This window comes from Geothermobacter hydrogeniphilus (assembly GCF_002093115.1).
In the GTDB taxonomy this organism is placed as follows: Bacteria; Desulfobacterota; Desulfuromonadia; order Desulfuromonadales; family Geothermobacteraceae; genus Geothermobacter_A; species Geothermobacter_A hydrogeniphilus.
This window is the reverse complement of sequence record NZ_NAAD01000001.1, coordinates 174,399-194,293: the sequence shown is the minus strand read 5'-3', so window position 1 is coordinate 194,293 and position 19,895 is coordinate 174,399. Positions and strand designations below refer to the sequence as shown.

16 protein-coding genes are annotated in these 19,895 nt (G+C 59.3%); 8 read left to right on the top strand and 8 right to left on the bottom strand.

The annotated features are described in order from the left end of the window. Positions 1-2 precede the first annotated feature (2 nt). Positions 3-1,718 carry an N-acetylmuramoyl-L-alanine amidase gene (locus B5V00_RS00825; protein WP_085008527.1) on the bottom strand — a complete coding sequence of 572 codons (1,716 nt, stop codon included), beginning with the start codon at positions 1,716-1,718 and terminating at the stop codon, positions 3-5. After that, positions 1,718-4,330 carry a DNA mismatch repair protein MutS gene (gene mutS, locus B5V00_RS00820; protein WP_085008525.1) on the bottom strand — a complete coding sequence of 871 codons (2,613 nt, stop codon included), beginning with the start codon at positions 4,328-4,330 and terminating at the stop codon, positions 1,718-1,720. The genes B5V00_RS00825 and mutS overlap by 1 nt, the downstream gene beginning before the upstream one ends. 170 nt (positions 4,331-4,500) lie before the next feature. On the opposite strand from mutS, the gene B5V00_RS00815 reads away from it, so the two are divergent. From B5V00_RS00815 to B5V00_RS00795, 5 genes are all read left to right on the top strand, one after another. Continuing rightward, the gene (locus B5V00_RS00815; RefSeq protein WP_085008522.1) at positions 4,501-5,019 is read left to right on the top strand and encodes a hypothetical protein; all 519 of its coding nucleotides are present in this window, start codon (positions 4,501-4,503) and stop codon (positions 5,017-5,019) included. Between the two features lie 7 nt (positions 5,020-5,026). After that, a complete protein-coding gene (locus B5V00_RS00810; RefSeq protein ID WP_245803885.1) occupies positions 5,027-5,962 on the top strand; it encodes a cation diffusion facilitator family transporter in 936 nt (311 codons plus the stop codon). Positions 5,963-6,022: 60 nt separating this feature from the next. Next, entirely contained in the window at positions 6,023-6,454 is a 432-nt protein-coding gene (gene umuD / locus B5V00_RS00805) for a translesion error-prone DNA polymerase V autoproteolytic subunit (protein WP_085008951.1), read from the top strand. 2 nt (positions 6,455-6,456) lie between these two features. Next, entirely contained in the window at positions 6,457-7,707 is a 1,251-nt protein-coding gene (gene umuC / locus B5V00_RS00800) for a translesion error-prone DNA polymerase V subunit UmuC (RefSeq protein ID WP_085008518.1), read from the top strand. Positions 7,708-8,290: 583 nt separating this feature from the next. Beyond that, positions 8,291-9,538: a hypothetical protein gene (locus tag B5V00_RS00795; protein ID WP_085008516.1), complete on the top strand. Its 1,248-nt coding sequence runs from the start codon at positions 8,291-8,293 to the stop codon at positions 9,536-9,538. Positions 9,539-9,627: 89 nt separating this feature from the next. Here B5V00_RS00795 and B5V00_RS00790 read toward each other — a convergent pair whose 3' ends face one another. The 6 genes from B5V00_RS00790 to B5V00_RS00765 form a co-directional block, all read right to left on the bottom strand. Beyond that, entirely contained in the window at positions 9,628-10,581 is a 954-nt protein-coding gene (locus B5V00_RS00790) for a transposase (RefSeq protein WP_085008513.1), read from the bottom strand. 77 nt (positions 10,582-10,658) lie between these two features. Further along, positions 10,659-12,662: a methyl-accepting chemotaxis protein gene (locus B5V00_RS00785; protein ID WP_085008511.1), complete on the bottom strand. Its 2,004-nt coding sequence runs from the start codon at positions 12,660-12,662 to the stop codon at positions 10,659-10,661. Positions 12,663-12,786: 124 nt separating this feature from the next. After that, positions 12,787-13,197, bottom strand: a complete 411-nt coding sequence (locus tag B5V00_RS00780) for an ExbD/TolR family protein (protein ID WP_245803884.1) — start codon at positions 13,195-13,197, stop codon at positions 12,787-12,789. Next, positions 13,181-13,816, bottom strand: a complete 636-nt coding sequence (locus B5V00_RS00775; RefSeq protein WP_245803883.1) for a MotA/TolQ/ExbB proton channel family protein — start codon at positions 13,814-13,816, stop codon at positions 13,181-13,183. Before B5V00_RS00775 ends, B5V00_RS00780 begins: the two co-directional genes overlap by 17 nt. 75 nt (positions 13,817-13,891) lie before the next feature. Then, the gene (locus B5V00_RS00770) at positions 13,892-14,386 is read right to left on the bottom strand and encodes an HIT family protein (protein WP_085008507.1); all 495 of its coding nucleotides are present in this window, start codon (positions 14,384-14,386) and stop codon (positions 13,892-13,894) included. 47 nt (positions 14,387-14,433) lie between these two features. Further along, complete coding sequence (locus B5V00_RS00765) at positions 14,434-14,928, bottom strand: metallophosphoesterase family protein (RefSeq protein WP_085008505.1); 495 nt, start codon at positions 14,926-14,928, stop codon at positions 14,434-14,436. A gap of 464 nt (positions 14,929-15,392) precedes the next feature. On the opposite strand from B5V00_RS00765, the gene B5V00_RS00760 reads away from it, so the two are divergent. From B5V00_RS00760 to B5V00_RS00750, 3 genes are all read left to right on the top strand, one after another. Then, positions 15,393-17,648: an NADP-dependent malic enzyme gene (locus B5V00_RS00760; protein ID WP_085008503.1), complete on the top strand. Its 2,256-nt coding sequence runs from the start codon at positions 15,393-15,395 to the stop codon at positions 17,646-17,648. Between the two features lie 109 nt (positions 17,649-17,757). Then, entirely contained in the window at positions 17,758-19,146 is a 1,389-nt protein-coding gene (gene thrC, locus B5V00_RS00755; protein WP_085008501.1) for a threonine synthase, read from the top strand. Positions 19,147-19,202: 56 nt separating this feature from the next. Next, entirely contained in the window at positions 19,203-19,886 is a 684-nt protein-coding gene (locus B5V00_RS00750) for a haloacid dehalogenase type II (protein WP_085008499.1), read from the top strand. Positions 19,887-19,895 lie beyond the last annotated feature (9 nt).

Genomic DNA, 19,895 nt, shown 5'->3' with positions numbered 1-19,895 from the left:
GTTCACCTGGTGGCAATCAGCTTCAGGGCCCGGGCATAATCCCGGACGCCCCTGGCGATGGCGATGGCGGTTTTCTGGTGGTAACGACGGTCCTTGAGACGCTTTTCCTCACGCCGGTTGCTGATGAAGGCGGTTTCCACCAGCACCGACGGCATGGTCGCGCCGAGCAGGACATAAAAAGGGCCGGGACGAACGCCGAGATCCTTGACATATTTGTAATTCCGACCGAGGGCACCGACCAGAGAGGACTGGATTTCAGTCGCCAGCCGGCTCGACTCGTTGATCTTGGAATTGGCCATCAGATCGAAAAGGATCAGCTCCAGATCGCCGACCTCCTTCAGGCTGGTATCATTCTCGCGGGCGGCCACAGCGACCGCGGCATCACTTTTGGAGAAGTTGAGATAATAGGTCTCGATACCGTAGGCCCTGCGGTTGCGGCTGGCGTTGGCGTGGATCGAGATGAAGAGGTCGGCATTGAGCTGGTTGGCAATCTCGGTACGGCGGTCAAGCGGCAGAAAGACATCCCTGTCGCGGGTCAGCACCACCTTGCATTTCAGGGTCTTGCGCAACTGCCTGGCGACCTCGCGGGCGATGGCCAGGGCCACGTCCTTCTCCCGGGTGCCGCCGGGTCCGATCGCCCCGGGATCCTTGCCGCCATGACCGGCATCGACCACGATCAGCCGCAGGCTGCCGTCCTTCTGCTGACTGGGGATATGGACCTTGATCTTCCGTTCGGCGGGCGCGTTGGCCAGAACGTCGCTGATGCCGTCAGCCGGCGGTGGAGCGTGCAGTTCCGGCCCGGCCGCGACCGGCGGTTTGCCCTTTCCGGGCGACAGGTCGACGACGATGCGATAGGGATCGGCCAGCGAAAAAATGTGATAGTCAACCGCTTTCGTCAGGTCGAGGGCCACCCGCAGGGTGCCGTCCCGGGGGTGACCGGTACGGATCTGGCTGACCAGGCCGGTTCGGTAGTTCCACTCTTTTTCCAGCCCCCTGCGGCTGTCGGCACCTTTCAGATCGAGATAGATGCGAGCCGGAATCTTACCGCTGCCGGCGGCAAGGAAATGGGAACGAAAACCGACCTTGCGGTTGAAATCGAGAACGATGCGGGTCTTGTTGCTGCCGCTCCAGCTACGGATGGCAACCAGTTCCGCCTTGTTGCCGCCCGCTGAGCGCGCGCGAACCGGCGGGGTCTCGGCCGGGGCGAAAGCGGCCAGGCGCTTGGCGCGGGGCCGGGCCCGGGAAAACATGTCACCGCGGGGATAATCACGGACAATGCGCGCATAATGGAGGTAGGCGGCACTGAAATCAGCCAGCGGATCTTCGAGCAGTTCCCCGGCCAGCAGCAGGCTGTCATCGGCCAGGGAACTGGCGGGGTAGTTGTCGGCCACCCGATCGAAATAACCGACCGCCCGCCGGGCGTCGGACGCCAGCAGAGAAACCCGCGACAGGCCGCGACAGGCCTTGCCGGCCATGTACAGCGCGTCGGCCGCGCGATCATCTTCCGGCCAGGCCTGGGCGATGCCGACAAAATCATCCACCACCCGCATCCAGTTGTCCCGGTAGAGCTGTTTTTTGGCCGACTGCTGCAGGCGGATATAACCCTGCTTGGCCTTCCGGTAGGCGCTTTCGGCATCCAGGGCCGAGGCCGGCGCAACGCAACCGAGCAGCACGACCAGGGCCAGCAGGACAGAGAGTTTCGCGCGCAGGGCCACCATCAGAGCATCCGTTTCAATCGATCAAGCAGGTTCAGGGCCTCAAGCGGCGTCAGTACGCTGACATCCACCTCTTCCAGGGCGCGACGCAACTGATCGTCCCCCGCCCCGAACAGGGAAAGCTGCGGTGTCTGCTCCACCGGAGCGCGCTTCTCCCTGGCGAGCCGCGGCTGACCCTCGCCGACGAATTCGCCGGTTTCGAGATTCTTCAGAACCTCCTTGGCCCGATCGATCACCGGACGCGGCAGGCCCGCCAGGCGGGCGACCTGGATACCATAGGAATGGCTGGCGCCGCCCTTGACAATGCGCCGCAGGAAAACAATCTGGTCATTCCATTCCTTGACGGCGACATTGTAATTCTGCACCCGCTCGCGGGTCAGCGCCAGGTCGGTCAATTCGTGGTAGTGGGTCGCGAACAGGGTCTTGGCGGCCACCGACGGATGATCGTGCAGATACTCGGCCACCGCCCAGGCGATACTGACGCCGTCGAAGGTCGAGGTGCCGCGGCCGATTTCATCCAGCACGATCAGGCTGCGCGGGGTGGCGTGATGGAGGATGTTGGCGGTCTCGGTCATCTCGACCATGAAGGTCGACTGGCCGCGGGCGAGATTGTCGCTCGCTCCGACCCGGGTGAAAATCCGGTCGACCACCCCGACATGAGCCTCCCGCGCCGGCACCAGGCTGCCGATCTGGGCCAGCAGGGTGATCAGGGCGACCTGGCGCATGAAGGTCGACTTACCGGCCATGTTGGGACCGGTGATGATCAGCAGCTGGTTCTTGCGGTTGTCGAGCAGGGTGTCATTGGGGACGAAGCGTTCCCCGAGATTCATCGCCTCGACCACCGGGTGGCGGCCGTCGACGATCTTCAGCTGGTCGCCGTCATCCACCTGCGGACAGACGTAGTTGCGTTCATGGGCCAGGTCGGCCAGCCCGCAGATGACGTCGAGGGCGGCCAGGGCGTCGGCCACTTCCTGCACTCGCGGCCCTTCGGCGACCACCTGCTGCCGCACCTGCTGGAACAACTGGTATTCAAGGTCGATCAGCTTCTCTTCGGCACCGAGGACCTTGCTTTCATAGTCCTTCAGATCCGGCGTGATGAACCGTTCGGCGTTGGTCAGGGTCTGCTTGCGCTGGTAGTCCTCGGGCACCCGGTCAAGGTGGCTTTTGGTGACCTCGATGAAGTAGCCGAACACCTTGTTGAAGCGGATCTTCAGATTGCCGATGCCGGTCCGCTCCCGTTCCCGCTGTTCGAGACCGGCGATCCAGCCCTTCCCCTCGCGGGCGATCGCCCGCAGTTCGTCCAGTTCGGCGTTGAACCCGGTCTTGATCAACCCGCCCTCGCGGAGCACGAAGGGCGGCTCGTCGGCAATCGCCGTTTCGATCAGTTCACAGAGATCCGGCAACGGGTCGATGCGACCGGCCAGCTCCCGGCTGAATTCGGCCTCAAGCGAGGCCATGCGGTCAACCAGTTCCGGCAGCCGCTGCAGGGAAAGCTTGAGGGCCACCAGGTCCTTGGCATTGGCGGTCGCCATGGAAATTTTCGCGTTGAGCCGCTCCAGGTCGTAGATGCCGTCGAGGGCGACCCGCAGATCGTTGCGCTCCAGGCTGCGCTCCACCAGCTCCGCGATCGCCTGCTGGCGTGACTGGATGCGGGCGACATCGAGCAGCGGGTGACTGATCCACTGCTTCAGCCGGCGTCCGCCCATGGCGGTCATGGTGCGGTCGAGCACCCCGATCAGGGCCCCCTTGCGGCTGCCGTCGTGCAGCGTGGCGGTCAGCTCCAGGTTGCGGCGGGTCGCCTCGTCGAGCACCATGTATTCGCTGGACTGGTAGGTGGACAGGGACCGGATATGGGTCAAGCCCTCTTTCTGCGTCTCCTTGAGCAGGTGCAGCACCGCTCCGGCCGCGGCGATGGCGCCGGGAAGCCCCCGGCAGCCGAAACCTTCGAGGCTCGACACGGCAAAGAACTCCTGCAGTTCGATCGTGGCCCGGTCGACGGCAAAGGCCCATTCCGGAAGCCGGGTCAGCGCCCGGCCGGCGAACAGGTCGGCCAGTTCACGAGCAACCTCGTCGCCCCAGCCGTCTTCCTGCAGAATCACCTCGCGGGCCTGCAGCGAGGCCAGTTCGCCGCGCACGCCGGCCAGGCCCGCCACCTCGGTGACCCGGAACTCGCCGGTGGTGATATCGAGAACCGCCACCCCCCACTGCTCCTTCTCTCCCGGCGCCAGGGCGAGCAGGTAATTGTTCTCCTTCGGCGTCAGGCTGTCGGTATCGACCACCAGTCCCGGCGACACCACCCGCACCACTTCCCGCCGGACGATCCCCTTGGCCGCCTTCGGGTCTTCGACCTGCTCGCAGATCGCCACCTTGTGACCGCTGGCGACCAGCTTGTTCAGATAGGGCTGGCAGCTGTGGTAGGGAATGCCGCACAGGGGAACCTCTTCGGCCGCTCCCTTGTTGCGCGAGGTCAGGGTGATGTCAAGAATGCGTGACGCCTTGACCGCATCCTCGTTGAACATTTCGTAAAAATCGCCGAGCCGGAAAAAGAGGATCGCGTCAGGATACTCGCTCTTGATCTGGAGGTACTGACGCATCATCGGGGTCTGCTGGGGCATGCCTGAACTACCTGTCAAAATCTTTATTTAGCGGGGAAAGAAATGTCGCGCTGCAACGCCGCTCATGGTAACAGACCACCGGACCCCTGTCAGCCCCAAATTCAGTCGTGATCCAGCTTGACCGACGGACCCGCGGAATGTTAATAGAAGGCTGATTTCACGGAGGTTTCATGACAGATCAAAATTCTGACCGGGCCACGTCCGAGGCCCTTGACGAGGCATCTTTCCAGATTGCCGATCTCGAAGACGAGATCCGCGCCGACCGCCTGCTGGGAGAGCTGCTGCGCGATTTTCTCCAGTACCGGATCACCCGGCATGATGATGACGCCGAGGACGCCGGTCGCCTGGCACGCGGCGCCGATTATTTCCTGCGCGAATTCATCATCGGCGACCGGCGCGAAAACATCTACCGGATCCCGGCCGAACGGATCAGGCAGTTCGCCGGCAACTGGTACATCGTCCGCAACCTGGAGCCGAACCCGGTCGAACTGGGTGACATCCTCGACGGCGTCGCGGCCTTCTACGCCTGGCTCGAAAGCGACAATCGCTGTTCATCGCAGTTGAGCGGCTCTATTGCCCGGGCCTGCGGCGATCGCGACTTCTACCGCGAGCGGATCGACAGCTTCTGGGACATCGAGGGGGACGGCTACAGCCGCTGGGCCGCCGCCTGTCCGCTGCCGACCGACTGAGCCGTTGATGGACACCTCCCGTCTGAAAATCCGCGCCGCCCGGATCTCGGTTTCCACCGCCGCCGGCCTCGCCGCCATCAAGCTGGTGGCCGGAGTCCTGACCGGTTCCCTGGCGGTGCTGGCCTCGGCAGTCGACTCGCTGCTCGACATCCTGATGTCGGGTGTCAACTATTTCGCCATCAAGCACGCCGAGCAGCCGGCCGACGAATCCCACCCCTTCGGCCACGGCAAGTTTGAAACCGCGGCGACCCTGATCCAGAGCACCATCATCGCCCTGACCGGGGCGTGGATCTGCTTCGAAGCCGTTCGTCGGCTGACCGGCGAGATCGAACTGGCCCGCATCGAGGGGGGGATGATCGTGCTGCTGTTCAGCGTCGCCGTCTCCAGCGCCATCAGCCGCTACCTGCGCCGCACCGCGCGCCTGACCGATTCCTCCGCCCTGCAGGCCGACAGCCTGCACTTCTCCATGGATGTCTACACCAACCTGGCGCTGCTGCTCGGCCTGATCCTGATCAACATCCTCAAGGCTCCCTGGCTCGATCCGATTCTCTCCATGCTGGTCGGTGCCTACATTATCTTCGAGGCGATCAAGCTGCTGCGTCACGGCATGCGCGACATGCTGGATGAAGAACTGCCGGAATCGGTTCGCGCCGAGATCACCCGCCTGATCGAAAGTCACCCCGACGACCTGATCGACTACCACAACCTGCGCACCCGCCGCGCCGGCTCGCAGAAGATCATGGATTTCCACCTCACCGTCTGTCGCCACCTGACCATCGAGCAGGCCCACGACATCGCTGACGCGCTGGAGAAACGGATCGAGGACAGCCTGCCGGGAGCCGATGTCACCATCCACATGGAGCCCTGCGGCTCCGACCACTGCCCCGGACATGACGAATGCGAACAGGACAAGACCAGGCTTAAGCCCCGGCCGACGGCGTGACCTGTCCTGTCACGGAACGCGGGCATGCTGCGGGAACTCCCCGGAAAGAAGGACCTTCGCATGAAAGCTGAACTGCTCGGCCGGGCCGACCATTTTGATGCCCTGGCCATTCCCCTGTTTCTGGACAAAGTCCCGGCGGGGTTTCCTTCCCCGGCGTCCGATTACTGCGAACGTGCCCTGGATCTGAACGAGCTGTGCATCCGGACTCCCGCCGCGACCTATTTCGTCCGGGCGCAGGGGGATTCGATGATCGAGGCCGGCATCTTCTCCGGCGACGTGCTGGTGGTTGACCGTTCCCTGGAGGCGAAGCACGGGGATATCGTCATCGCCGAGTTCAACGGCGAGCTGACCGTCAAGAAACTGGAGCTGAAACCCGAAACCCGCCTGGTGCCCATGAACAGCCGGCATGCCCCGGTTCCCATCCCGGACGGGGCCGAGCTGGAAATCTTCGGCGTGGTCACCACCGTCATCCATTCCCTGCGCAACCCGTGACCATGTTCGCCCTGGTCGACTGCAACAATTTCTACTGCAGCTGCGAGCGCCTGTTCCGGCCCGACCTGAAACAGGTTCCCATGGTCGTGCTCTCCAACAACGACGGCTGCGTTGTCGCCCGCAGCCCGGAGGCCAAGGCCCTGGGGATCGGGATGGGAGTGCCCCTGTTCAAGGTCCGGGACGACATCAAACGGCACGGCATCCGGATCTTTTCCTCCAACTACACCCTCTACGGCGACATTTCCGCCCGGGTGATGCAGACCCTCGAACAGTTCACTCCGCGGATGGAGATCTACTCCATCGACGAGGCCTTCCTCGACCTGTCCGGCATCGGCAAACTGGATGACTACGGCCGGCAGATCCGGACGACCGTGAAACAGCATGTCGGCATTCCGGTCAGCATCGGCATCGCCCCGACCAAGACCCTGGCGAAACTGGCCAACTCTGCGGCCAAGAGGTTCAGGGCGACCCGGGGGGTTGTTGAACTGTGCGACCCGCGCAGGCAGCAACGGCTGCTGGCGATTACTCCGGCCTCTGACATCTGGGGGATCGGCCGCAACCTTACCCGCGTCCTGCAACGGCGCGGGGTGAAGACGGCTCTGGACCTGGCGCGGATGGAGCCACACCGGGCCAGGCGGCTCTCTTCCGTAACCCTGGAGAGAACGGTGCGGGAACTGAACGGGGAGAACTGCATCGCGCTGGAGGAGGCGACGCCGAAACAACAGATCGTCTGCTCGCGGTCCTTCGGGGAAAAATTGACCGATAACCGCGAGGTGCGCGAGGCGGTCTGCGAGTTTACCGCCCGGGCGGCGGAAAAGCTGCGCCGGGAAAAACTGCTGGCCCGGATGGTCAGCGTCTTCATCCGCACCAGCCCGTTTGACGAAACCGGCACCGGTTACGGCAACACCGCCACCGGCACCCTGCCCCGGCCGAGTTCCGACACCCTGGAGATTCTGCACCTGGTGAGCCGCCTGTTCGACATGGTCTGGAAGAATGGCGGCCGCTACGCCAAGGCCGGGGTCATGCTCGGGGATTTCTGTTCACCGGACATTCTCCAGCTCGACCTCTTCGACACCGGGACCGACCACCGGCGAAACGACAACCTGATGCGGGCCGTCGACAGCATCAACCGGGACGGCCGGGGGATGATCCGGTTCGGCGGACAGCGCCCGCGGAAGGACTGGTTCATGCGGCAGGAGCATCTGTCACCGGCCTATACGACGAAGTGGAACTGCATTCCCGTCGTGAAATGATGACTGTTTCGGGCCTGGTTCACCATTTTTTCCACCACCGGAAGCTGATCTGCCAAAAATTTGAGATTTTTTTGAGAACCCGAGAGTAAAATAGTCCCCCTCAAGTCCATAGTCAGTTGCAGGGGGGGGGGACTGAAAATGCTCCTTTATTTTCTCTTTATTGGAGTTGGTCTGTTGATCGCCGGGGTATGCCTGTGGCTCCTCATGAAAATATCATCGTAACCCCGAACATTTATCGCTGTAGTCATTTGCCGTGAAAGCGAACACTGCGGCAGGGCCTCCCAATCCGCTTGCGCGGCAACCCCGCATAGCCCTCCCCGTCTGGGAACGGGTGGTACAGCCGGGAGAATATCACCGTGTCGCACAGTGGCCGGAGGGGCTATAGCAGATAGGAATGGACATGATAGAAGCTTTGATAGCCCCGGAGTTATCCTTATCGTAAATATTCAACTTTTTTCTGAGATCCAGTTCGGAACTTAAGTGTTGTCAAAATTTATCTTTGCCAAAGAATAGAGAGTTGGCAGATTGTACAGATCTGAACAATACCTTGCTGTGTAGAAATATGAACTAACGGGAATGAACTATGAGTCAAGATTTTAAATCCATAATAAAAAATTACAAAGAAGACCAAGAAACGGTTTATAATAGTTGGTTTGTTAATAATGATGAAAGATTAAAAGCATTTCGATCAATTCGCAGAGGTGTATTTGACGTAATACAAGATATAAAAACAAGCAAGTTCGGCAATGATTTTAAAGGATCTTCTTTAGAATTTGTTTTAAATTGCATCACAGAACAAAAGCAGGTATTCAAGGGTGCATCTCATCCGTTTTACTGGAAGCCTAAACTACGAATACCAGACATATATGAGAATGAAGAAAACAAATTAGCTTTTGGTCAATTTTTAGAAAAATGTATAAATGCAACAAAAGAAGAACATATATTAAAAGAAATCATTCTGCTTGACAAAAAGAAAATAAAAGGCCTAGGTCCTGCTGTTGCAAGCATTCTATATTTTTTACACCCAACAATTATTCCGCCATTCAATACTGCCATTGTAAATGGATTCAATACATTATTCAGAGACAATATAAAACTTGGGTCATGGACTGAATATCTAAGAATGAGAGAGATAATAATTGAAAAAAATAATGAGTTTAAACCATACCTTTCAAATGACCTAGGTGCTTTTGCAGGCCTATTGTTTGATATTGGCGAAAAGAAACTATTAGTCAGTGATGATCATATATCAGAAGAAGAGCGAACAAAGATTGAAAAGAAACTTAAAAAAAGACATAAAGAAGTAATTAGCGAAATTGAGGAGGAAGACCTTCATACGGAAATGCAGTACCACATAATGACTATAGGTAATTCAATAGGATACGATGTTATCGCTGCATCCAATGACCGTTCAAAATGCCATAATGGTCAAAGCCTGTCATTTATCAGTCTTGGTAAATTTCCAGAGATAGATGTAGACAAAGATACATACAAAACCATTACACTCATTGATGCTGTATGGTTTGAAAAAGGAACAAATAAGATTGCTTGTGCGTTTGAGGTGGAAAAAAGCACATCTATTTATTCTGGCATATTAAGACTTACCGATCTTCATTTTTCCTTCAAAGAAAACCCACCAACATTGTATCTTATAATACCGGACAATAGAGAAAAAGAAGTACTGCTACAGCTACAGAGGCCGTCTATTAAAAATAGCGAAATTAAAATACACTATATATTGTTTTCTGAACTAAAGGACAATTGTGATGCAATTTGTAAATTTGGCGATGACAAAGAGATACTGAAGAAAATATCAAAACTTGCAAGCTAAAACAAACGGAAGGATCTATCTCACCAACTCAACTACTCGGTCCGCCGTCCCTGCATCTTCAACAAATGGGGTCAGGTCAACAAATGGGGTCAGGTCTGACTTTCTGCCTTTTTCAAAACCTCGATGACTTCCGTTTTCCGTTTCCTCAGCTCAGGGTCTTTCTCAATCCTTTGTGCCAGCTTGCGGGCTGCACGGCCGAGGGGGACCACCGTGCGATTCAGTTTTTTGCCGAGTTCGGTCAAAGTCAGGTGCGGGGCTTCCAGAACCATGCAGGCCGCGAGAGCGCGCGCCTCGGTGAACGGCCGCTGTTTGCCGGTGGCCCGAAGCTGTTCAATGTCCACCGAGTAGGCCTGGCAGACGCCGGAAACGATATCCACGACTGAGTAGCGTGGCGCCATATCGCAGGCCACGTGCCGCAGGGCCTCTTCGGCAAAATGGTCTTCTCCGAGAATAATTCCTTCAACGGTGCCGGAGTGATACTTCGCCTGTTTCCCCTCTTCCAGATGATTGAGGACATATTCCTCATAGCCTTGGCGTGCTCTTGCGAGGTTTGGCGAGAACTGCGAAAGGACCCAGTCGGTGGTGAGCCAGGAGATCTCGTCTCTGCCAAGATAAGCGAGGTGCCCGCTCCAGCGATACTGCTCCGGCACAGTTGTCATTCCCGCCCGCACCGGATTGAGATGAACGTAGCCGACGAGTTGCAGCAGATAGGCGTCTGCATCGATCAGAAGAGCCTTGTAGCGTCCCTGAAAAAGGTGCCCGACGCGCCCCTGGGAATAATTGATCCACTTGGTGTAACGCAGAGAGATGTTTTGCATCACCCGTGAAAGGGGTATTTCCGCGACCTGGACAATCAGGTGGATATGGTTATCCATCAGGCAAAAGCCATGAATGCGGCAGTGAAATTTTTCGATGGCCTGTTGCAGAAAGAGGTAGAAGCGAAACCGGTCCTGATCATTGAAAAATACCGGATCGCCGGCATTGCCGCGCAGCATGACGTGATAGACCGCGCCGGGAAAATGAATGCGGGGTTTACGGGGCATGCGAACAGGATACCTCGGGAGAGCAGAAAGTCAAACCTGACCCCAGCATGCGCTGCGCTTCCTTCCCCGGCTTCCCGCTACTCAATCCGCCGTCCCTGCATCTTCAGCACTTCAAGTTTCTCCAGCACATCACGGCTGCCCTGCTGGCGTTTCTCCAGTTCGGCGAAAATGCGCTTGGCCATGCCGCTGACCAGGTCGACGGAGCGGTCGATATCGTCCATGTTGCGCCGCTGCCGCTCGGTCGCGTCGACCATATCGTCGGACATCTGCTTGACCTCCTCGATGGCGTGCACGATGCTGCGCGTCCCGTTGGCCTGTTCCTTGGACGCGTGGGAGATCTGCGCGGCCATCTCACCGAGATGCACCACCGCCTTGTTGATCGATTCGGCACTGCGCGCCACCTCGTAGGTGGCGCGGCGGATATCCCGCGACATGGTCATCGCCTGCTCGGTACCCTGCAGTATCTGCTGCAGAGCCGTTTCCAGCTCTTCGCCGTGCCCCAGCCCCTCGCGAACCAGGTTGCGGGTCTTGGCGATGTGTCCGACAGCCTCGCGGGTCGCCTGCTGGATGTCGCCGATCAGGGCCGAAATCGCCTCGGTTGACTGCGCTGTTTCCCGCGCCAGGCTGCCGACCTCGTCGGCGACCACCGCGAAGGAGCGACCGTGTTCACCGGCCTGGGCGGCGATAATGGCGGCGTTGAGAGCCAGCAGGTTGGTCTTCTGGGTGATTTCGTTGATCACGGTGGTGATGCCCCCGACCTCCTCACCGATATCCGACAGGCGTTCAATACCGGCGTAGGCGGTTTCCACCGCTTCGGCAATCCCCTGCAGACTGCAGATGGCGCGATCGACCCGGTCAACCCCGCCGGCCGCTTTCTCCTGCACCCCTTCGGTCATCGCCTGCGATTTGACTGCGCTCGCCTCGACCTCCTTGATAGTGGCGGCGATTTCAGTGATCGAAGCCACGGCGTTGTCCATGAATTCCTGCAGGGTGCCGATATTTTCCGACACCTGCTGGATCGAGACCGAGATCTCGCCGGCGGCGGAACGGGTTTCGTCGACCGCCTCCTGGACCACGCCGGCGGCACCGGAAATATCGCGGATCGCTTCGCCGGTCGAACGGCTGGCGTCCTTGAGGGCACCGTCGAGACGTTGGTGTTCGGACCGATACTGCAGCATTTCGCTGAAGGTATGTTCCAGTTCGCGGGTCAGGGAATCGACCGCGTCGAGCAGGTTGAGCTTGGTCAGGGTCATGGCGACCTGGTCGGCAAACAGCTTGACGGTGTCGACATCGGTTTCATCAAGCTGGCCGCGACTGTGCTTGTTGTCGACCCCGAACAGGCCGACGACCTCTTCGTGAACAATGATCGGACAGATGATAAAGACCCGGGAACGCAGAATCGGGTGGGAGCTGAAATCGACCGCGATGTGAAAATCATCCGGCATCTTGCGCATGTCATCGATCAGGAACAGGCGCTGTTCGACAACCGCCTTGTAGATGACGCCGAGTCGTTCATCGAGCGGAAATTCAGCGTCGCTGAAATCTCCTTCGGTACCGTGACTGGCCACCAGCCGCAGCCGCTTCCGGTCATCATCGACCATGAGGATATTGACCCGGTCGTAGCCGAGAATATTGTGCAGACCGTCGGCGGCAAGCTTCAGGACCTCGCCGGGATCGTCGGTTTTCTGGATATAGGTGTTGATGGCGTGAAAATTCTTGATGCCGTTGTTGAGATTGCGGAAGCGCCGTTCGAAATCCTGCTTCTGCTCATCGACGGCGTGATGAAGACGATCGAGGCGTTCGGCCCGGTCATGCAGCTGCTGCCAGGCGCGACCGATGAGGAAACCGAAAGAGGCGAGAACCAGGGCGGTCCCGAGCCCCATGTAGAGATAGAGAGCAAGCTGTTGTCCGGAACGGAAAACCTCCTGCTCCAGCTGGGCAACGACTCCGACGCCGGGCTGCCAGAAAAAAACCAGCCGCAACAGCAGCCAGCCGACCGGGGCCGAGACGCCCAGACAAAAGCCGAGCAGCGCGTATATCCCGGCCCGGTCCAGAGATCCGTGGCCTTTGCTCTGAGCCATCGCGTACCCTCCTGCGCCCTCCGCTGCGATCTGTTCCGGGCGGCGCGAAAGAATCAATAATATGGCAATGTTAACTTATTTTAAACCGGGGTCAAGTGATTCTTTGTCCGTTCGCGGAGTTCCCTTACCGCGACGTTTTTTCCGTGGCGATGGCAAGCTGCACGAAACCGGCCTCTTTTGCGGCATCCATCACCTCGACCACCCGCCCGTGACGGACATCGCGGTCGGCCATCAGGACAAAGGTGGTTTCAGCGGTCTTGGCGCCCATCGCCTTCAACCGCTCTTTCAGCCCCTTGAGACTGACCTGCTTCTCATCAATCACGATCTTCCCGCGGGCGTCGATAAACACCTTGATCTCCTGCGGCTTCTTCTCGGTCACCTCGAGAGAGGATTTGGGAAGATTGACATCGATGCCGGGAGTTTCGACGAAAGTGGTTGAAATCATGAAAAAGATCAGCAGCAGGAAGACCACGTCAACCATTGGCGTCATGTCAACCTTGGGCTCTTCGCTGCCGCGCCTACTGCTGAACATCATCACTGCCTCCACCGAGCAGGTCGACAATCCGCAGGATGAATTCCTGCATTTCAACCACCAGGCGATTCATCTGACCGGTCAGAAAACGGTGGGCGAGGATAACCGGAATCGCCACCGCCATGCCGGCGGCAGTGGTGATCAGAGCCTGGGAAATGCCGCCGCCGAGGGTCGCCGGGGTGCTCACCCCGGCGGTGGCGATGACATTGAACGCCTGGATCATGCCGAGCACGGTTCCGAGCAGGCCGAGCAGCGGCGAGATCGTGGCGATGGTCGACAGCAGACCGAGGTAGGACTCGAGCGCCACCCCTTCCCGGCTGGCGACTTCCGAAGCGATGGTCTTGATATGCTCGCGGGGGCGGCCTGACTGGCGGAGAGCGGCAAGAACCACCCGCGAGAGGGGTGACGGCGTCCGCTGGCAGACCACCAGCGCCTCATCGATTTTCTTTTTCTGCACCAGGTCGATGACATCCCTGAAGAGGATCTGTCCGCTGCCGCGAATCTGCCGGTACCAGAAAAGTTTCATCAGGAAAATCGCCAGGGCCAGCACCGAACAGCCCAGCAGTACCCACATCAGGAATCCGCCCTTGTTGAACAATTCAAACATAGTCTGTTCCGTCATCCTCAGGTTCGCCTGAATCAGTGAGTCCCTCGTTGTGCTGTCCTCCGACAAGGGGCCCACTGATTCAGGCTTCAATCAGGTTAAAGAAGCCATCGCTTTCGCCAGCAGGGTGTAGGTTTCCTGCAGATGCTGGGGAATCACCCTGACATCCGAAAAGACCGGCATAAAATTGGTGTCGCCGTTCCAGCGCGGCACGATATGCAGATGCAGGTGATCTTCGATGCCCGCCCCGGCCACCCGGCCCCAGTTCATGCCGATATTGAAGCCGTCGGGGTTGCCCCACGACCGCAGCGCGTCGCGGGCCAAAACCGTCAGGCGATGCATTTCCAGCGCTTCGGCATCACTCAATTCGGAGAGATCGGCGGTGTGCCGGTAGGGAGCAACCAGCAGGTGGCCGTTTGAATAGGGATACTTGTTCATGATGATGAAAGCATGTTCCCCGCGATGAAGAATCAACCGGTCACCATCCTCGTCCGCAGAGTCACGCACACAGAAAATACAGCCCGCTGTCGCGTCTTTGTCGTCGCCGTTGATATAGCTCATCCGCCAGGGTGCCCAGAGTTGTTTCATGGCCATTCCTTGCCGCATTGGTAAAAAATTTACTGATGATGCCGGGATCAGGGCGTCAGAATCTCACCGCTGACGGTTCCCCGGTCCAATATCAGGCGACCGACGGTCGGTCCGCGGGATGATCGCGGCCGACTGAGGCTGCCCGGGTTGAACAATAGCAAGCCGTTGCGCCGGGTGCAAACCGGAACATGGCTGTGTCCGAAAATCAGCAGGTCCAGTTCCTGCCCGTCGAAATGCCGGATCACCCGCGAATCCAGCCCGGCGGCCGCCCCCCAGCCATGAACCAGGCCGACACGGACACCGTCCAGGGTCAGAAGCCGCTGTGGCGGCAGATCGGCATGCCCGGCATCGGTGTTGCCGCGCACGGCCAGTACCGGCAGGGGAGCAAAGCTGAACAAGGCCTCCGGCGGACCGAGATCACCGGCATGCAACACCAGGTCGACATCCGCAAAACAGCCGGCGAGCAGTTCCCCGATCGCCGCGTCGGCTTCCGCGAGATCGGAAAAATGGGTATCAGAGAGAACACCTGCAATCATCGTCATCAATCATTCTATTTCCCCGGCCCATCCCACCCACGGGCGACGGACCGGAAGACCCCGGATTCTCAATTCCTGTCGTTTGTACCCCTTGCCACCGGTCCTGTCAAACCGCCGTCGACATCGGCAATCCCTTGCCCCGGCAAACCGCAAAGCGGCTGATTTTCGCCAGGAACGGCAACTTCTCTCCCGCGTTCCGCCCCACGGGGAAACCAGAACCCCGCTTGACGCCGCGAAAACCGGGGATATCTTAGGAGAAACCACCTTGGCATCGGCCTTGCTGAGCTTCAACCACTTTAGGCTTGACACATTCTCGGACCGGGACTATGTTCGCCTTTAATTTTACTAAATTTATTGACAAGGTATTTTTTCTAAAACACTGTTTTTAGCCAGCACACACGATCTGGAACCCCATGTCTCATGGGGTATTTTTTAGGGAGAGTAAAACCACGTCAACGGAGGCACATCAGATGTCGAAACGACAGGAAGCCCTCGACTACCACAGTCAGGGACGCAAAGGAAAAATCGAAGTCATCACCACCAAACCCTGCGCCACCAGTCGCGATCTGTCCCTCGCCTACAGCCCCGGAGTCGCCGAGCCCTGCCTCGATATCGAGAAGAATCCGGACGATGCCTACCAGTACACCGCCAAGGGCAACCTGGTCGCGGTGGTCAGCAACGGCACCGCGGTCCTCGGTCTCGGCAACATCGGCGCCCTGGCCGGGAAACCGGTCATGGAAGGCAAGGGCGTTCTCTTCAAACGCTTCGCCGATGTCGATGTGTTCGACATCGAACTCGACACTCAGGACTGCGATGAACTGATCCGCACCGTCAAACTGCTGGAACCGACCTTCGGCGGCATCAACCTGGAAGACATCAAGGGGCCGGAATGCTTCTACATCGAGGAAGAACTGAAGAAGATCATGAACATCCCGGTCTTCCACGATGATCAGCACGGCACCGCGATCATCGCCGCGGCGGGGATGAAAAACGCCCTCGAACTGGTCGGCAAGTCCTTTGATACGGCCAAGATGGTGGTCAACGGCGCCGGTGCCGCCGGCATCGCCTGCGCCAACCTCGCCATGACCCTCGGCATCAAGCAGGAAAACCTTATCCTCTGCGACACCAAGGGCGTCATCTACAAGGGACGCACCGAAGGGATGAACGAGTACAAACAGCGCCTCGCCAGCGACACCAAAGCCCGCACTCTCGCCGAAGCCCTGGTCGGTGCCGATATCTTCTTCGGCGTTTCGGCCAAGGGGGCGCTGACCCAGGAGATGGTCAAGTCCATGGCCAAGGATCCGATCATCTTCGCCATGGCCAACCCCGACCCGGAAATCACCCCGCCGGAAGCCAAGGCGGTCCGTCCGGACGCCATCGTCGGCACCGGCCGCAGTGACTACGCCAACCAGGTCAACAACGTCCTCTGCTTCCCCTTCCTGTTCCGCGGCGCCCTCGACGTTCACGCCAGCGCCATCAACGAGGAGATGAAAGCCGCCGCCGTCAAGGCCCTGGCCGAACTGGCCAAGGAAGATGTTCCCGACTCGGTGCGCAAGGCCTACAGCGGTGAAGAGATCAAGTTCGGGCGTGAATACCTGATTCCCAAGCCCTTCGATCCGAGGGTCCTGCTGCGGGTCGCGCCTGCGGTCGCCCAGGCGGCCATGGACAGCGGCGTCGCCCGGCGTCCGATCAAAGACATGGCAAAGTACATCGAACATCTTGAAGCTTTGCAGGGCCGCTCCAAGGAGATCATGCGCAACCTGATCAACAAGGCCAAGTGTGATCCGAAACGGGTGGTCTTCCCCGAAGGAGACAACGAAAAGATTCTTCGCGCCGCCCAGATTCTCCTCGACGAGGGGATCGCCAAACCGATCCTGCTCGGCGAGGAAACGGAAATCCGCGCCCGGATCGAGGAACTGGACCTTGACCTGAACGGTGTCGAGATTATCGACCCCAACACCTTTGCCGAACGCGGCAAATATATTGACGAGCTGTTCGCCATGCGCCAGCGCAAGGGCATCACCCGGGCCGAAGGCAAACGGCAGATCAAGAAAAACCGCAACTACTTCGGCGCCATGATGATTCACATGGGCGACGCCGACACCCTGCTGTCCGGCATCGAACACCACTATCCGGATACCATCCGGCCGGCCCTGGAGATCATCGGCAAGAAGGAAGGGCTCTCCAAGGTGCACGGCGCCTACATGATCGTCACCAAGAAACAGGTGGTCTTCTTCGCCGACACCACCGTGACCATCGAGCCGACCGCCGAGGAGCTGGCGGAAACGGCCATCCTGACCGCCGAAAAGGCTCGGCACTTCGATATCGAGCCGAAGGTCGCCATGCTCTCCTTCTCGAACTTCGGTTCGACCCAGCACCCGCTGGCGATCAAAGTCAGGAAGGCGACTTCGCTGGTCAAGGAGTGGGCTCCGCACCTGAGCGTCGATGGAGAAATTCAGGCCAACGTCGCCCTTGACCCGGAACTGATCGCCTCCGAATACCCCTTCTCCGATCTCAAGGGGGATGCCAACGTCTTCATTTTCCCCGACCTGCAGTCGGGCAATATCAGCTACAAGCTGCTCAACAAACTGGGAGAAGCCGAAGCGGTCGGTCCGATCCTGATGGGCATGAAACAACCGATCCACGTCCTGCAGCGCGGCGACGATGTCGCCGACATCGTCAATATGGCGGCGGTGGCGGTGGTCGACGCCCAGGGAAACAACTGACCTGGACGGAAGACAGGCATTTTCAGTCGTCTGACGGGGCGGGAGAGCTTTTGCTCTCCCGCCCTTTTTGCTATGATGACCCTCCAATCACACCCGAGGAGACATCCCGATGCAATATCTCAGCACCCGCGGCCGGGTCAACGGCCTCAGTTTCAAACAGGCGGTGATGATGGGCCTGGCCGATGACGGCGGACTGCTGCTGCCGGCCGAGATCCCCCGCGTCAACAGCGGCGAACTCGAAGCCTGGTCCCGGCTCGCCTACCCGGAGCTGGCCTTTCAGATCATTTCCCGCTACGCCACCGACATCCCGGCCGCCGATCTGAAAGACCTGATCGACCGTTCCTACGCCACCTTCACTCATCCCGAGGTGACCCCGGTGGTCCACCGGGACGGGGTCTACATCCTCGAACTCTTTCACGGTCCGACCCTGGCCTTCAAGGATGTCGCCCTGCAGTTTCTCGGCAACCTGTTCGAGTATCTCCTCAGGCAGAACGGCGAGAAGATGAACATCATCGGCGCCACGTCGGGGGATACCGGATCGGCGGCCATCTACGGCGTGCGCGGCAAGCAGAACATCAACATCTTCATCCTTCATCCGCACGGCAAGGTCTCACCGATCCAGGAACTGCAGATGACCACCGTCACCGATCCCAACGTCTTCAACCTGGCGATCCGCGGCACCTTCGACGACGGCCAGGCGATCGTCAAGGAGATCTTCGGCGACGTCGCCTTCAAACAGCGGCACAGCCTCGGCGCGGTGAATTCAATCAACTGGGCGCGGGTGCTGGCTCAGGTGGTCTACTACTTCTACGCCTGGGGCCGGGTCCACAAGGACACCAGCTGCAAAAAAATCAATTTTTCGGTGCCGACCGGCAATTTCGGCGATATTTTCGCCGGCTACATCGCCAAACGGATGGGGCTGCCGATCGACCAGCTGATCCTGGCCAGCAACGAAAACAATATCCTCAGCCGCTTCATCAACCACGGCGATTATTCGATTGGCGAGGTCCGCCCCACCCCCTCGCCGTCGATGGACATCCAGAAGGCGAGCAACTTCGAGCGTTACCTCTATTACCTGCTGGATGGCGACAGCCGGGCTCTGAGAAAGGCCATGGAGGACTTCAACCGCGACGGCAAGCTGGAATTCAGCGCGGAGCAGCTGCACAGCGTCCAGAACGAGTTCGCCGCCCTTACGGTCGACAACGAGCAGACCATCGCGACCATCGGCGACTTTTTCCGCCGGACCGACTACCTGCTCGACCCCCACACCGCGACCGGGGTCCACGCCGCCGGGAAACTCGGTTCCGGACGCTACCCAACCGTCTGCCTGGCCACTGCCCATCCGGCCAAGTTTGACCAGGCGGTCCGCGAGGCGACCGGGCGGGAACCGCAACGGCCCGCCGGTCTGGCAGGAATCGAACAGCGGGAGCAGCGTTGTGAAATCGTCGACGCCGACACCGCCGTCATCAAGGCCTACCTTGCCGAACGGGCGATCTGAAGAGTCTGCAGTAACCAGCGGCAATCCTGCCCCGGGAAACCGAAGGAGAAACGACGATGACAGCGACCCTGGCCTTCGATGTCTACGGAACCCTGATCGATACCGCCGGCGTGATTACCGTCCTTAAACGCCTGGTCGGTGACCGGGCGGCGCCCCTGTCGCAACTTTGGCGGGAGAAACAGCTGGAGTATTCCTTCCGCCGCGGACTGATGCAGAACTACCGCGACTTCCCCACCTGTACCGCCCAGGCCCTGGACTACGCCTGCACCCGGCTCGGCGTCGTCCTCGATGGCAGCGACCGTGAACTGCTGCTCGCCGGTTACCGGGTGCTGCCGGCCTTCCCTGAAGTGAAACCGGCCCTGACGGACCTCAAGGCGGCGGGTTTCAGACTGTTCGCCTTTTCCAACGGCTGCGCCGATGATCTTCAGTCGCTGCTCGCCCACGCCGACATCGGCGACTGTTTCGAGGATGTTGTCAGCTGTGACGAGATCGGCAGCTTCAAGCCCAACCCGGCCGTCTACGCTCACTTTCTCCGCCGGGCGGGCGCCCACGGCGGCACCAGCTGGCTGGTTTCCAGCAACCCGTTCGATGTTATCGGCGCGATCTCGGCCGGGATGAACGGCGCCTGGGTGCGACGCACCCCGCAGGCCGTTTTCGACCCCTGGGAGATCCAGCCGACAGTGACCGTGACCCGGCTGACGGAATTGAACCCGGCGATTAAAAAGGGCGCGGCCGCTTAAGCCGCAAAG

What these genes read in the sequence shown, in the direction of transcription:
- B5V00_RS00795 (WP_085008516.1), top strand. Translation starts at nt 8,291, where the DNA reads ATGAGTCAAGATTTTAAATCCATAATAAAAAATTACAAAGAAGACCAA.
- B5V00_RS00810 (WP_245803885.1), top strand. Translation starts at nt 5,027, where the DNA reads ATGGACACCTCCCGTCTGAAAATCCGCGCCGCCCGGATCTCGGTTTCC.
- umuD (WP_085008951.1), top strand. Translation starts at nt 6,023, where the DNA reads ATGAAAGCTGAACTGCTCGGCCGGGCCGACCATTTTGATGCCCTGGCC.
- mutS (WP_085008525.1), bottom strand. Translation starts at nt 4,330, where the DNA reads ATGCCCCAGCAGACCCCGATGATGCGTCAGTACCTCCAGATCAAGAGC.
- B5V00_RS00790 (WP_085008513.1), bottom strand. Translation starts at nt 10,581, where the DNA reads ATGCCCCGTAAACCCCGCATTCATTTTCCCGGCGCGGTCTATCACGTC.
- B5V00_RS00770 (WP_085008507.1), bottom strand. Translation starts at nt 14,386, where the DNA reads ATGAAACAACTCTGGGCACCCTGGCGGATGAGCTATATCAACGGCGAC.
- B5V00_RS00750 (WP_085008499.1), top strand. Translation starts at nt 19,203, where the DNA reads ATGACAGCGACCCTGGCCTTCGATGTCTACGGAACCCTGATCGATACC.
- thrC (WP_085008501.1), top strand. Translation starts at nt 17,758, where the DNA reads ATGCAATATCTCAGCACCCGCGGCCGGGTCAACGGCCTCAGTTTCAAA.
- B5V00_RS00785 (WP_085008511.1), bottom strand. Translation starts at nt 12,662, where the DNA reads ATGGCTCAGAGCAAAGGCCACGGATCTCTGGACCGGGCCGGGATATAC.
- B5V00_RS00775 (WP_245803883.1), bottom strand. Translation starts at nt 13,816, where the DNA reads ATGACGGAACAGACTATGTTTGAATTGTTCAACAAGGGCGGATTCCTG.
- B5V00_RS00760 (WP_085008503.1), top strand. Translation starts at nt 15,393, where the DNA reads ATGTCGAAACGACAGGAAGCCCTCGACTACCACAGTCAGGGACGCAAA.
- umuC (WP_085008518.1), top strand. Translation starts at nt 6,457, where the DNA reads ATGTTCGCCCTGGTCGACTGCAACAATTTCTACTGCAGCTGCGAGCGC.
- B5V00_RS00780 (WP_245803884.1), bottom strand. Translation starts at nt 13,197, where the DNA reads ATGATGTTCAGCAGTAGGCGCGGCAGCGAAGAGCCCAAGGTTGACATG.
- B5V00_RS00815 (WP_085008522.1), top strand. Translation starts at nt 4,501, where the DNA reads ATGACAGATCAAAATTCTGACCGGGCCACGTCCGAGGCCCTTGACGAG.
- B5V00_RS00825 (WP_085008527.1), bottom strand. Translation starts at nt 1,718, where the DNA reads ATGGTGGCCCTGCGCGCGAAACTCTCTGTCCTGCTGGCCCTGGTCGTG.
- B5V00_RS00765 (WP_085008505.1), bottom strand. Translation starts at nt 14,928, where the DNA reads ATGACGATGATTGCAGGTGTTCTCTCTGATACCCATTTTTCCGATCTC.